Raw genomic sequence first — 14577 nt, 5'->3', positions numbered from 1 at the left:
AATAATTATATTTATAGGGTATATTTGCAGGAATATACTAATGCTTGGGCTGCAGGGCGCCATTGTTAGGAAGAGTCTAATGCTCAAGGCTTCTACTCCATTACTGGAACTGCTTCACAAAAACTTTTAATGCGGGGCTCTTAAGTTAGAATGCGCAAAATATTGGCCTTGCCAATATGGGTATATACCTCACATGCCTCTCCGGTATATTCAGTTGTCGCGACAATCATAGAAAATTTTCCAGGACTATGGACCTACACTACAAGTTAAAGGCATAAACACCTCGTGACGATAATAGAGGATTAAAGGCCAATCTCAATTACGCTGTATGTAAATTGGGCTGCTACCATGAAGATGATCTCTTCCTTACATAAAAATGTAAGGAAATAAAAAAAGTCACCTGACGACCTTACTCAAAAGAAGCTGATCCTAAAGCTAGATTACCTGAAATTGAACTAGACTCCTACTCATTATGAGACTTAATGTACCTAAATTTAGAGTATTTGAACCGCCTTTGCCCTGTACTCTACAATAGTAGTCAGCTTATTGTCAAGGCCAGTCAAATACATGACAACCTTCCCTCCAATATTCATCGCTATCTATTATTATAGGCGCATAGTGTATTATGGTCCCTTGTTTATTTCCACAGCAGAATCGTATTAACTATTAATTAAACCTCACTCGCTAATCATATTAAATGCTGTTAACCGTGCAGCGTACTGCTTCTTCACGTCGTTTTCAAAGCTATCCAAGTAGCTTTCGGTCGTCTTCAGGTTAGAGTGCCCAAGGGATTCAGATATAAGCTCTATCGGTGCCCCTGCTCGCTTGAGGACTGTAGAGAAGGAATGCCGGGCCGTGTACGTGCTTATATTCTTTTCAATGCCAACCGCGGAGGCAACACGCTTGATGTACTTGTTTATAGTCTTGGTGGCATGCTGAATCTTTGCCCGTTCTCTTTCCGCAGACAACCCTGGTTCAAGCAAGGGGAACACATAATCTTCACTGTAAGCGGGTTTATTACCCCATCTCTCGATGATCTCATCAATTTCCTGCGTCCGCATGGCCGTAATGACCTTGATATTCTGGCGGCTGGTCCGCTCCGTCTTGGCCCTGACAAAGGTGATCCTCTCCTGGTCAAGCTGCTTGTACTTCAGACGGGCGATGTCCTTCACGTTTATCCCGTTGCACAGGTAGGAGAAGATCCACAGGTCCCGCGCACGCCCTTCGTTCTCGGTGGCAGGCTTATAGGAGAATATCTTTTCAATGTCTGCCAGCGTCAGGGCTTTCTTCACATTCCGGCCGGAGGGTATCTGGTACTTTCTCTTGCCGAACGGGTAGAGGTCGGCGTTCACCTCCCCTGCCGCGATGGCGTTGTTGTAGATGGCGCGAAGCGCCCGCAGGTAGATGCCTATGGTGGTGATCGAGTGGCCGTGCTGAAGCATCCATTTCTCGTACCCCATCAGGAAATCAACAGTTATAGCGGCATAAGCCAGAGGCTTGCGTTTCTTCAGCAGGTTTTCCCTCTTCTCGGTTGCTTTAGCTCTAGATAAGCCCTTATTTCTGGTAAGGGGTTCTTTCTGAATAAAGGATAGCAAGGAGAGGCTGGCGCTCTCGTAGCTGCTGGCCGTGCCTACCCTGCCTTCCTCAACCAGTCTTGTGACTTGCTGCTCAAATGCTGTAAAGACATCGTTCTTAACTGCAGTGTTCAGGTACTTCTTCTCGAACTGCTCAAAAGTGAAGGTTTCAAGGTTACGGATGATGCCTATAGCCTTCTGCTCTATTGCCTGAAAAGCTATCTGAAGCTCTTTGTACTTTCCTTTCGGCTTTTCCGCTTGAACCTTAAAGAATTCTGCCTCGCTCAAAGAGTAGCTCGTATTATAGTATTTGCGCTGTCTTTGGAAGGTGAGCCTCAACCTTACCGGGAATGAGCCATCTTTCAGAGCCCTTCTGGTATCCAGCATGACGGAAGTAAGTACGGGTATCATGTGTGTGCAAATTATTTCCTGTACACACAATTTGCACACAAACCGTCAAAAAGTCAAGTAATATTACTAAACAAGGAGAAACAAAAATTGCTTAATTTGGCTAAAAAGACGGTTTTTACTAATATATAATACTAGCAATAAAGGCTATCGTCATGACTACGAATCAGAAGGTTAGGGGTTCGACTCCCTTCGCGACCACCGAAAAGGCCTCTCAGAGAAATCTGAGAGGCCTTTTTCTTTTGTGCTGTACCGTAGCAGGTACAGGTTGCTTCTTTTCTGTTCTCAGGTCTTTCTACCAATAAGTTCTTTAAGCGGCCATACCCTCAGGCAACGGAAACTTCTGCTTTAACTGCTCTAGCTCGCTCATTACTTTTCGGCTTACTTTAAAGCGTACATGGTCTTCATAGAGCTCATCCCAGTGCACAAATATCTGCCAAGTCTGACTATCGCTAAAATTCTGTATTTCAGCCTCCGTCATATCACGCACAAAAAAAGCATCCAGCGTTACATCTTCTTCACGCATGGGCACGTGAATAAAGGTGCGATCACAGTTCAGAATTTGGATAAGTTCGGCAGGTCGCTCATCGTTTGCAGGCATATAGAAGTAGGCTACCTGATGGAGTTTATTTATGCCAGAGGTATGTGGGTAAGGGTGTGGGTACATAGTTAGGTCTTAAGCCAATGGTCGCGCAATATCCCGGACAGCCATACACGACGAATATAACTTTACACAAAGCACACCGGAATATCAGTGTATACCCTACTTCTTTGCCTTCTGTTTAGCTAAAACGCATATTCTCAAAACTATACAATAAGATATATTTTAAGTTCCCTATTCAGGCTATACTTCTGATCTGTAGCCTTTCTGCAGAATTATGATTAATTTTGCAGTATCAATTATCTTTTAATTTTAAAGCCGATAACCATGGGAATGTATCCTGAATATATGGTCGCCCCGATCCGCGAAGACCTGACCTCTGCAGGCTTCGAACAACTGATGACCGCAGAAGAAGTAGAGCAGGTGCTTTCGTCAAAAGAAGGCACTGTGCTGGTTGCTGTGAACTCAGTATGTGGCTGTGCTGCTTCTAAAGCGCGCCCTGCCCTTAAAATGGCTGTTGCCTCTTCTGAGAAACGCCCTACTAAAATGATCACTGTATTTGCAGGTATGGAACAGGACGCTGTGGCCAAGGCACGTGAGTTTATGCTGCCGTACCCACCCTCCTCTCCTTCTATCGCTCTGTTCAAAGACGGCGAACTGGTGCACATGATCGAGCGCTACCACATTGAAGGTAATGAGCTTAACCGCATTGTAGACAACCTGCAGGGCGCTTTCGAGGCTTACTGCTAAGCTCTCCAAGATTACCTCAACAAAAAGGCCGGTGTTTCGAGAAACACCGGCCTTTGTTTTTATCAGGTATAGTCAGCCTAGTGCATAGGCTGCTTTGCCAAATCGAATCCTATATCACGGCGATAATAGCGGTCAGTCCAGTTGATCGCTTCAGCTGCCTTGTTGGCTTTCGCCAGCGCTTCTTCCATGGTGTTGCCTAATCCAGTTACCGCAATCACACGGCCACCATTGTTCACGATCTTATCATCTACCCGCTTGGTGCCGGCGTGGAACACCAGGGTGTCGGAATCTACCTGTCCCAGACCTGAGATCTCTTTCCCTTTGTCGAAGCCTTCCGGATAACCGCCAGATACCAGGAATACAGTGGCAGCAGTGCGTGGATCTATTTCCAGTTTAAAGTTACCTAGTTTATGATCGTGCAGGGCCAGGAACAGCTCAAACAGGTCTGACTTAATGCGCGGCAGAATAGCCTCTGTTTCCGGGTCGCCCAGGCGCACGTTGTACTCGATCACGTAAGGCTCTCCGTTCACGTTCATCAGACCGATGAACAGGAAGCCGGTATAATCCAGGTTATCGGCTTGCATACCGCGGATAGTTGGTTCGATCACACGGTCGCGTACTTTCTGCATGAAAGTTTCGTCGGCAAACGGCACAGGTGAAATAGCACCCATACCTCCTGTGTTCAGACCTGCATCGCCTTCCCCTATGCGCTTATAGTCTTTCGCCTCTGGGAGCAGTACATACTCTTTGCCATCGGTCAGGATAAATACCGATACCTCTATACCTTTCAGGTATTCCTCGATCACCACTTTGCTGCCTGCCTTACCGAACTTGTGGTTACGCAGCATGGCCTCCAGGCTATCGATGGCTTCTTCGAAAGTTTGTGCGATAATCACACCTTTTCCAGCCGCCAGACCATCGGCCTTAAGCACCACAGGGTAGCTGTGCGTACGCAGATACTCCACGGCATCGCGGTAATTTGCTTCCGTAAAGGTCTCGTAACGTGCTGTCGGGATGTTGTTCTTCTGCAGAAAGGCCTTGCAGAAATCTTTGCTGCCCTCCAGCATGGCACCCAGCTTCTTAGGGCCCACCACCAGCACATCGCGCAGAAAATCCTTCTCCTGAAAGTAATCATGTATGCCTTCTACCAGGGTATTTTCCGGACCAACTACTACCATCATGATGTTGAAGTCCGTCACAAACTTAGCCACCTCATCGAAGTTGTGAATATCGATAGCGCAGCTGGTGTGAAACTCGTCCGTGCCCGCGTTTCCGGGTGCAACAAATATCTGCTCGGCGTATGGGCTCTGGCTTAGTTTCCAGGCAAGTGCATGTTCTCTTGCGCCAGATCCTATAATCAATACGTTCATAGTCTAATTGCTAGTTGCTGGTTATTAATTGCTGCTCTCAGCGTTACCAAAAGCATTGTTGCGAAGTTATAAATTTATAATGCGCAGTGCAGCACAATTCATCGTTTTTACTTTTCTCGACTGTATATGCACTATTAAAACGAAAAGACCGCTGTAAAATACAACGGTCTCTCCACACTAAATATTCTTCTTGCTGATCGCCACACTAGGCAATCAACAATTTAGTTAGCATACTCCGACAGGAACTTGATGCGCATCAGGCGTACATCCTCTTCGCTGTAATCGTCTGTACCAAGCTCCTTGAGAGCCACCGCGATATTGTCGGTGCTGGCGTTCATAAAGTAGTCGTATATTTCATCCTGACGCTCATCATCCAGAATATTGTCGATGTAGTAATTCAGGTTGAGCTTCGTACCTGAATAGCAAATGTGCTCAATCTCTTCGATCAGCTCCTGCATGGTCAGGTCTTTGGAAGAAGCAATCTCTTCCAGATCCACCTTCTTGTCTATCTGCTGGATGATATAGATCTTGATCTTCGACTTGTTCACAGTGGTTTTCACCACTACGTCAGCAGCCGTCACAATATCGTTATCCTCTACATACTTGGTGATCATGTCCAAGAACGGCTTGCCGAACTTCTGTACCTTGCCCATACCTACGCCGGCAATGTGCGCCAGGTCCTCTTTGGTGGTTGGGTACACGGTCGCCATCTCTTTAATGGATGGGTCCTGGAACAGCACGTACGGCGGCAATCCTTTCTCTTTTGCCAGCTTCTTGCGCAGGTTCTTCAGCATATCGAACAGCACTTCATCGTGCCCGGCTGAGGCTTGCGTTTCCTCTTTCTCCTCGTCTGCTTTTACCTCCTGCTCATAATCATGGTCTTTGGTCAGCTGGATCGGGTGCGGATTCGAGATAAAGTTCAAGCCCTTTTGCGTAAGCTTTACAATACCAAACTGCTCGATGTCTTTCTCGAGGTACTCTGACAGCAACACTTGGCGCAGCACTGAGCTCCAGAACTGGGCGTCGTGCTCCTTGCCGGCACCAAACACTTCTAGTTGATCGTGCTCGTAGCTTGTTACGTGTTGGTTGCGCAAGCCTGTCAGTACGGCTGTGTTGTGATCGATGCTGAAGCGCTCTCCTGTCTGCTGTATCGTCTTAAGGGCCAGCAACACTTCGTTCTGTGCCTCAAAGCGTTCTTTCGGATGCAGACAGTTGTCGCAGAAGCCACAGTCTTTTTCGTAGGCCTCTCCAAAGTAGTGCAGCAATTGCTTACGGCGGCACACGGCTGAGTCGGCATAGGCGGCCATTTCCTGCAGCAATAGCTTGGAGTTGTCGCGCTCTGTTACCGGCTTGTCTTTGTTGAACTTCTCCAGCTTGATGATGTCATCGTAGCTATAGAACATGATGCAGTTACCTTCCAGACCGTCACGGCCGGCGCGGCCTGTCTCCTGGTAGTAGCCTTCAATGGATTTTGGCGTGTCGTAGTGGATGACAAAACGCACATCCGGCTTGTCGATGCCCATACCGAAGGCGATGGTTGCCACAATCACGTCGGCTTCCTCGTTCAGGAAGGCATCCTGGTTGGCCATGCGTATATGGGAGTCCAGACCGGCATGGTAAGGCAGTGCTTTGATATCATTCACGCGAAGCAGTTCCGCGATCTCTTCTACTTTCTTACGGCTCAGGCAGTAAATCACACCGCTTTTGCCTTTATTCTTCTTCACGTACTGGATAACCTGCTTCTTGGTGTTGTGCTTGGGGCGCACCTCGTAGTACAGGTTCGTACGGTTAAATGACGATTTGAACACCGAGGCCTCGTCCATTTGCAGGTTGCGCTGGATGTCGAGTTGTACCTTAGGAGTGGCCGTTGCCGTCAGGGCGATGATCGGCAGGTTGCCGATCTGGTCGATGATGCCCCGGATGCGACGGTACTCCGGACGGAAGTCGTGTCCCCACTCTGAAATACAGTGGGCCTCGTCTATGGCTACAAAGGAGATATTAGATGCACGCAGAAACTCAACTGTTTCTTCTTTGGTCAGTGATTCCGGCGCTACATAGAGCAGCTTCACTTCACCGGCCAGGGTTTCCTTCTTCACTTTGTTGATCTCCGACTTTGAAAGTGTGGAGTTCAGGAAATGGGCATTCACCCCGAAAGCGTTCAGTTGATCCACCTGATTTTTCATCAGGGCGATCAGCGGCGAAATAACGATGGCAGTTCCCGGCAGCGATAGGGCAGGCAGTTGGTAGCACAACGACTTGCCAGCACCGGTCGGCATAATCACAAAGGTGTTCTTTCCGTTGATAATATTGTTTATTATCAACTCCTGATTCCCCCTAAATTGATTATACCCAAAAACTTCCTTTAATTTGTTTTTGAGATTGATCTCCTGTTTGGTAGACATGTAATAAATCAGAAATTTAACTGTAAAGCAACGTATCCCCTTAGGATACCTTTAACACAAATTTAAATTGAATCTTCTTAATAATATAGCCCTTACAGCAAAAAAAGTATTGGCCGATGAGGCTGAAGCTATCGCCAGACTGGCGGATTTTATCGACGAAGGCTTTGAAAATTGCGTCAAAGCCATTCTGAACATCAAAGGGCGTGTCGTAGTGACAGGTATAGGCAAGAGTGCCAACATCGCCGGCAAGATCGTTGCTACCCTCAACTCCACCGGAACCCCGGCTCTCTTTATGCATGCTGCCGACGCCATCCACGGTGACCTGGGCATGATCCAGCCCGACGATTTTGTAATCTGTATCTCCAAGAGCGGTAACACGCCTGAGATAAAGGTACTTGTTCCTTTGCTCAAACGCAAAGGTGCCCAATTGGCGGCACTTGTTTCGAGCACAGATTCATACCTGGCCCAGAGCGCTGACTTCGTGCTGAACGCCTCTGTAGAGCGCGAAGCCTGCCCACACAACCTGGCCCCTACAACCAGCACAACGGCTGCGCTGGCGCTCGGCGATGCCCTGGCGGTGAGCCTGCTGGAGGCCCGCGGCTTCAGCAGCGCCGACTTTGCCACGTTGCATCCGGGCGGCTCACTGGGCAAGCGCCTCTACCTGAAGGTAGATGATATCTTCCGCCAGAACATGGCGCCACAGGTTTTGGAAAACGCCGCGCTGAAGGATATCATCATCGAAATTTCCTCTAAAAGGCTGGGTGCCACTGCTGTGGTAAAAGAAGGAACAGAAGAATTGGTGGGAATTATAACTGATGGCGATTTACGCCGTATGCTGAACAAATATGATTCAATAGACGGTATACGCGCTTCAGATATCATGACGGCATCTCCCCTCTCCATAGAGCCCGAAACCTATGCGGCTGAAGCGTTGGCTATCATGCAGCAAAAAAACATCACGCAACTTATTGTCACTAAATCAGGCAAATTCGAGGGCTTTGTGCACCTCCACGATTTGCTGAAAGAAGGACTTATATAGACATGAACGAAAACACTTATGTGGTTATCATGGCAGGCGGCATCGGTAGCCGCTTCTGGCCATTCAGTCGTACCGATTTCCCAAAGCAGTTTCATGATGTACTTGGCGTAGGCGAAAGCATGCTCCAGATGACCATGAACCGTTTCAAGGACATCTGCCCACCCGAAAACGTATACGTGGTGACGAACCGCGACTACGAAAACCTGGTAAAAGAGCAGCTGCCGCAGCTGAGCGACAACCAGATCCTGCTCGAGCCGATCGGTCGCAACACTGCTCCCTGTATCGCTTACGCTTCGTACAAAATAGCGCAGATCAACCCGAATGCTAACCTCATCGTGACGCCTTCGGACCACGTGGTACTGAAGCAGGACGCCTTTACCAAGGTCATTAAAGAGGCTGTGGAAGCCGCCGACAGCGATGACGTGCTCATCACACTTGGCATCACCCCAAGCCGCCCTGACACAGGCTACGGCTATATCCAGTACATCGACGGTGAGTCACAGGGTATCAAAAAGGTAAAAACCTTTACAGAAAAGCCGAACCTGGAGCTGGCACAGATGTTCCTCAACAGCGGCGACTTTGTATGGAACTCCGGTATTTTTATCTGGAATGTGCAGAGTATCATGAGGGCCTTCAAACAATACCTGCCTGAAATAAGCGAAGTGTTTGAAGAAGGCGCTTCTTATATGCATACGCCGGAAGAACCTAACTTCATCGTGAAAGCTTACTCCCATTGCCGTAACATCTCGATCGACTATGGCATCATGGAGAAGGTGGACAATGTGTATGTGGTGCTGGCCGATATTGGCTGGTCGGACCTGGGCACCTGGAACTCGCTCTATACCATTAACGAGAAAGATGAGACCGGTAACGTAGTGGATGGCGATGTGATGCTCTACGATACTAAAAACTGTATCATCAAAACTCCTAAGGAACGCCTGGTGGTGCTACAAGGGCTGGAAGGCTACATTGTGGCCGAGCACGACAACGTGCTGATGATCTGCCGCCTGGACGAAGAGCAGAAAGTAAAGGAGTTTATGTCGGATGCCAAATCCAAAAAAGGCGCTGAGTATATCTAACAGACTAAACTTTTATACCTGCTCAGGTATGGATAAAGTAACAAGAAGGGGAACGCTGCAACAGCGTTCCCCTTCTTTATTGACTTCTGCTAAGACACCTTATCTCGGCTCAAAGGTATTCAGGTTAGAGTAGCCTGTATCGCGCAGGCGCTGGCTCATGGCTTCGTACAGAATAATGCCTGTTGCCACGGATACATTCAGCGATCCGATCTGCCCTAGTAATGGAATGCGCAGCTTGGCATCAGCACGCTTGAGGTATTCCGGCGATATACCGTCTTCCTCGCTACCCATGATAATGGCGGTCGGGCCTACAAAGTCAACTGTATTATCGTTCAGGTTATGCTCTGTCTTTTCTGTGCAGGCTACAATCTGCACCCCGTAGTCTTTCAGATAATCGATCGTATTCTTCAGATTCTGCTCACGACAGACAGGCACCAGGTGCAGGGCTCCGGCCGAGGTTTTGATCGCATCGGCATTGATCTGGGCGCCTCCCCTGCTAGGTATAACGATCGCATCTACTCCCATACACTCTGCGTTACGGGCAATAGACCCGAAGTTACGCACGTCTGTGATACGGTCAAGTATAAGCAGCAGCGGGCTCTTGCCTTTTTCAAAAAGCGAGGTCACGATCTCATCCAGCGGCATGTAGGTGATCGCGGAGATCAAGGCAACCGCTCCCTGGTGATTTTTGCGAGTCAGGTTGTTTAGCTTCTCAATCGGTACGCTGGCGACAGGTATGTCATGCTTTTTGGCCAGGTCAAGCAGTTCATCCACATTGGCATTGCGGGCGCCCTTCTGTACAAAGATCTTCTCCAGCACCTTTCCGGCCAGCATGGCCTCGATGATAGGTCTGAGACCAAAGATCATTTCCATTTTATCCTCCTTCGGAGTTCTGGGGCCGCTATAGCGGTTGCCACCTACAAATTTATTATTCCTGCTCTCCATCTTGCTACAGTGCTGTACCAGTTCTCCTCGTATTCACGATTCCGTACCAGCTCAAAGTGATTTTCGGTAAAGTTATTCTCTTTTTTCGTAAATACGAACTTGACGTATGGTGTAGCCTCTGATTCACGGTAGATCCAGGTTTCTGCATCGGGGCTGGTGCTCACGTTATGGGGCTTGCCATAAATGATGTAGATCATACCACGGTCAGTGGCCCAGCCAGGCTTAAAGGAGGTATAGAGCTTGTTGGCTGTCTCGACGCGGGTATAGTAGGCCCGGATAAGCTCACGGGCCAGTTTCTTGTCTTTGGCTATTTTCAACCAGAAGCTATCCACGGCGGCTTTCTGATCCTGGGCGCTGTAAAGTGCTTCCCGCTCAGTTGATGTGGTCAGGTAAATCAGTGGGGTGATCATATCCTGCACCCGGGTGACCAGCGGGTAAGTACCTCCCTGCACCACCAGTCCTTGTGTAGCACCTGATGCAGTGCGCAACAGGTATAGCCCTTCCTGTTCTAATTGAAAGGTATCCAACACAGCCAATGGCTTCGTACCTCCCGTCGCCTGAGGCACTTCAGGTAAGCTCTCTGCTCGTGTTGACATCGGAGGCAGGGCAGGCTGCAGCGTGTAGTTTGTTTGTTGTACCGTGAACGTGGCCGTACCGCTGGTATCGCTGTGCTGCCACAGGTATAGGCTGTCAGAAGCAGTGGCAAAACCTCGCAATACCGGAGCATTTGTGCGTACATGCAGTAGCATAAAATCTTTTCGCAGCATGTCGGGTCGCAGTGCCAGTCGGTGAGATATACCGAGGCGCTCCTGCCCGGCCAGCTTCATCCAGAGCCGCACCTGCATCGTATTGCCCGCCGCCACATAGCGGGCAGGTATAGTTACCGGCACCTCCAGTGTTCCGTTCGACAACACCTTGTACTGCGGCAGCACCTGTACGGTGTCGCGCAGCAGGAGCATGTCCCGTTCGGTACTGCCTGAGCGGATGGTGAAGTCCACGCGGTCAGCTGCCTGTGTCAGGTCGAGCAGCTGCCGAAGCTCATCAAACCGAAGGATCAGGTGCAAACTATCGGGGGTGCTGTAGTAGCCGTGCTGCAGCACCACCTCGGGCTGTTCAGCTCTGGGGGCAACAGGTGCGGTATCACGGTACATTGGCGCATAGGCAATGTCGGAGCTGCCGCAAGAAGAGAGGAGCAGCAGGACTGACAGGCAGGTAAGAAGACTTATCTGTTTCATTAGCTTGAAGATAAAGCAGGCACCCGAAAATAGCAAAAGCCGAACACAGAAACGGGTTCGGCTTTTGTACTGTTTAACTCTCTATTTTGTTTAACGGCGCATGCGTTGCAAATATTGCACAAACACATCCTGCAGTTCTTTTGCCTTCTGCTCTTCGCCGATGGCCTGCGCCTCGCCTATAAGCTGCTGCATGATAAACAGGTTCGTTTGTATCTCCATGTCGAACAGAGCACCTTTTTCCAGGTAGTAATCCACTGACTCACGTGAATTTTTGGCCATGTCCTCCCACAGACTTCTTGCACGCTCCTCTTCGCCCAGATCGGCCATGATAGAGACAAACTGCGGCGTATAGTAGTCGTAAGGGATCGTGCTTGGCGGCAGCTGCTCAAAGCAGTAGTCCACAATCTCTTTAGCACGGGCATTGTCACCGCTCATCAGATACTCCGCGGCCAGTTTACCAAACTTATCGCGGGCATTGGCTGCGAAGCGGAAGTAGTTCTCGTCATAGAAGATGCTCGGATCGTTGAAGTTGCGGAATTTGAAGTTCATCATATTCTTGTACATCAACTCCTTGTTCAGGAAGCCCGGCATATCCTCGCTGCTCACTTTCACAGGTACCACGCGATAAGCGAGACCCTCCAGCTGGAAGTATTCGGAAAGTCCCATAAAGTCAGCGCTGTTCACCGTAGTGGAGAAGTAAACAGGACGGTTCCACTCGTTTGTGGCCAGCAGGTCCAGTATGATCATGTGCTTCTTCTCGAGCAGTGACTTGTTGATGGTCCACTGCATACGGTCCGAGATCTGATCCTGGTAATCGTTGGCCACAAAACCTGCCTGTGCAACCTTTTCGGTATCAACATTCAGGAAGAAGTTTTTGGTAGGGAAGCTCAGCAGCGTACTGCCGCTACCTGCCTGCACCTGCAGTGCCGGGTGGTTCTGGCGGATCAGGCTCACAAACTGCTTCAGGTCTATACCTGCCGCTACCTGCTGCCGCTCTACATAAGGGAGGTAGTCATTCGTACCCTGGCGATAGTTCTCGTTCTCAAGCGACAGCGGCCACGGATCCGACTCATAAGCCTGGCGCTTCATCTGGTCGATGTACCAATCAGTGTTCAGGTAGCTAAGTACGGCCACACGCACATCGGTACGGTAACCTTCTACTTCCTGTGCATACCATAGCGGGAAGGTATCGTTGTCACCGTTAGTAAACAGGATGCCGTTAGGCGCCACTGAATCCAGCAGGTTTTTAGCAGAGTCTACTGAGTGGTAGCGGTTGGAGCGGTCATGGTCGTCCCAGCCTTCAGCGGCCAGTATACCTGGTACTGCCAGGCCGATGACGGTGGCAATGGCGCCACTGGTCGTTACATTGCGCAGGCCGCGGTTTAGCAGCTCGGCTATACCCAGCACACCCAAACCGATCCAGATCGAGAAGGCGTAGAACGAGCCAGCAAAGGTATAGTCACGCTCACGCGGCTCTATTGGTGGCTGGTTCAGGTATAGGGCAATGGCTATACCTGTAAAGAAGAAGAGCAAGCCTACGATAAAGGCATCGCGCTCATTCTTACGTATCTGGAATATCAAACCGATGATACCGAAAACAAGTGGCAGCAAATAGAAGGTGTTACGCGCCTTGCTGTTGGCTACCCGGTCAGGCACGCCATCAGTTGGTTTGCCGAACCATAGTACGCCGGCCTGCTGCACATCACTTTCACGCCCTACGAAGTTCCATAGGAAGTAGCGCCAGTACATGTGGCCCAACTGGTAGCGAAGCAGGAAGCTCAGGTTCTGGCCAAACGTAGGTGCCTGCCCCTCCCGGAGGTCTACCCACTTCTTATACTCCTGCAGGTGCTGCGGATTGTCACTGTAGATACGCGGCAGGAGTGTCTTGTCTTTGCTGTCATATACAGTCTCCAGCTTGCGGCCGGTTACCACATATTTATCCTTGCCTTTCACGTAACGTGGCGCCCCCTCTTCCTGTGAAACCGGCTGCGCATTGTACTGCGGCCCGTAAAGCAACGGACGGTCACCGTACTGCTCACGCTTCAGGTATGACACAAAGCTCAGGATATCCTGCGGGTCGTTTTCGTCAATGGTTGGGTTATAAGAAGAGCGGATCGGAATCATCATGTAAGAAGAGTAGCCGATCAGGATGAAAGTGAAGCACAGAATGGCTGTGTTCAGCACCCGAATGTTATGCTCAATAGAGTAGTGTATACCATAGATGATGGCTGCTACCAGCAGGATCACAAAGAAAATGATGCCTGAACCGAAAGGCAGGCCCAGTGAATTTACGAAGAACACCTCTACGTTACCCGCCAGCGATGGCAAACCAGGTATGATACCCCACAAAATTGCGATCACAATCACGGCACTGATTAGGAAGGCGATCACGCCACCCTTCCAGGTTGGTCTGTACAGGCGGAAATAATAGATGAAGGCCAACGCAGGTATAGCTACCAGGTTCAGCAAGTGGGCACCAATCGAGAGACCTATCAGGTAGGCAATCAGAATCAACCACTTGTCTGACAGCGACTCACCCACCTTGGATTCCCAACGCAGCATAGCCCAGAACACAATGGCCGTGAAGAATGACGACATGGCGTATACCTCTGCCTCAACTGCTGAGAACCAGGCTGAATCGGTGAAAGTATAGGCGAGTGCGCCAACGGCACCAGCACCCATGATCAGCACCGTCTGGCCTTTGGTAGGCGCTACTCCCTCCTGCTTCACCAGCAACCGGCGTGACAGGATGGTGATGGACCAGAACAGGAACAGAACTGTGAATGAGCTACTCAGAGCGGATAGCAGGTTTACCCACCAGGCCACCTGGGTTGGGTCGCTGGCAAACATGGAGAAGATGCGGCCTACCAGCAGGTAGAAAGGTGCCCCCGGAGGGTGCGGCACTAAGAGCTTGTAAGAACAGGCGATGAATTCGCCCGCATCCCAGAAACTGGCGGTAGGTTCCAGCGTCAATACATAAACGGCCGTCGCGATCAAAAACACGAGCCAGCCTACGAGGTTGTTTATCTTGCGATAATCCGTCATAGCAATTCTAAAATATTCAGCGTCGAAAATACTAAATAAATTGGTGCCTGCGCACCTTTGGCGAGTCAGCAATAAAAAAAAGCCAGTCTCTCAACTGGCTTTTGCTATTATAACGGGTATAGCTCCCTT

The 14577-nt window shown here is 49.6% G+C and carries 10 protein-coding genes; 3 read left to right on the top strand and 7 right to left on the bottom strand.

Going from position 1 to position 14577, the window contains the following annotated elements; all coding sequences use genetic code 11:
* Positions 1-677: 677 nt before the first annotated feature.
* Positions 678-1985, bottom strand: coding sequence for a site-specific integrase (locus Q1A54_RS02900; RefSeq protein WP_116541397.1), 1308 nt, complete (start codon positions 1983-1985; stop codon positions 678-680).
* A gap of 307 nt (positions 1986-2292) precedes the next feature.
* Entirely contained in the window at positions 2293-2649 is a 357-nt protein-coding gene (locus Q1A54_RS02895; RefSeq protein ID WP_196114265.1) for a hypothetical protein, read from the bottom strand.
* Between the two features lie 267 nt (positions 2650-2916).
* On the opposite strand from Q1A54_RS02895, the gene Q1A54_RS02890 reads away from it, so the two are divergent.
* Positions 2917-3333: a BrxA/BrxB family bacilliredoxin gene (locus Q1A54_RS02890; RefSeq protein WP_007654354.1), complete on the top strand. Its 417-nt coding sequence runs from the start codon at positions 2917-2919 to the stop codon at positions 3331-3333.
* A gap of 77 nt (positions 3334-3410) precedes the next feature.
* Here the strand turns inward: Q1A54_RS02890 and purD are convergent, their stop codons facing one another.
* A complete protein-coding gene (gene purD / locus Q1A54_RS02885) occupies positions 3411-4703 on the bottom strand; it encodes a phosphoribosylamine--glycine ligase (protein WP_196114264.1) in 1293 nt (430 codons plus the stop codon).
* A gap of 221 nt (positions 4704-4924) precedes the next feature.
* Positions 4925-7105, bottom strand: coding sequence for a DNA helicase RecQ (gene recQ / locus Q1A54_RS02880; RefSeq protein ID WP_196114263.1), 2181 nt, complete (start codon positions 7103-7105; stop codon positions 4925-4927).
* 67 nt (positions 7106-7172) lie between these two features.
* Between recQ and Q1A54_RS02875 the strand changes: the two genes are divergently transcribed.
* Together Q1A54_RS02875 and Q1A54_RS02870 are read left to right on the top strand one after the other, a co-directional pair.
* The gene (locus Q1A54_RS02875; RefSeq protein ID WP_196114262.1) at positions 7173-8144 is read left to right on the top strand and encodes a KpsF/GutQ family sugar-phosphate isomerase; all 972 of its coding nucleotides are present in this window, start codon (positions 7173-7175) and stop codon (positions 8142-8144) included.
* A gap of 2 nt (positions 8145-8146) precedes the next feature.
* Entirely contained in the window at positions 8147-9223 is a 1077-nt protein-coding gene (locus Q1A54_RS02870) for a mannose-1-phosphate guanylyltransferase (protein WP_007654362.1), read from the top strand.
* A gap of 99 nt (positions 9224-9322) precedes the next feature.
* On the opposite strand, the gene rlmB is transcribed toward Q1A54_RS02870, so the two are convergent.
* The 3 genes from rlmB to Q1A54_RS02855 all read right to left on the bottom strand — a co-directional run bounded on the left by rlmB (position 9323) and on the right by Q1A54_RS02855 (position 14448).
* Entirely contained in the window at positions 9323-10168 is an 846-nt protein-coding gene (rlmB, locus tag Q1A54_RS02865) for a 23S rRNA (guanosine(2251)-2'-O)-methyltransferase RlmB (RefSeq protein WP_299984923.1), read from the bottom strand.
* Positions 10141-11403: a GWxTD domain-containing protein gene (locus tag Q1A54_RS02860; protein ID WP_299984921.1), complete on the bottom strand. Its 1263-nt coding sequence runs from the start codon at positions 11401-11403 to the stop codon at positions 10141-10143. Before Q1A54_RS02860 ends, rlmB begins: the two co-directional genes overlap by 28 nt.
* 90 nt (positions 11404-11493) lie before the next feature.
* A complete protein-coding gene (locus tag Q1A54_RS02855; RefSeq protein ID WP_299984919.1) occupies positions 11494-14448 on the bottom strand; it encodes a DUF2723 domain-containing protein in 2955 nt (984 codons plus the stop codon).
* Between the last annotated feature and the right edge of the window lie 129 nt (positions 14449-14577).

The sequence above is a fragment of the uncultured Pontibacter sp. genome (assembly GCF_947502515.1).
Classification (GTDB): domain Bacteria; phylum Bacteroidota; class Bacteroidia; order Cytophagales; family Hymenobacteraceae; genus Pontibacter.
This window is presented reverse-complemented; position numbering and strand designations above follow the sequence as displayed.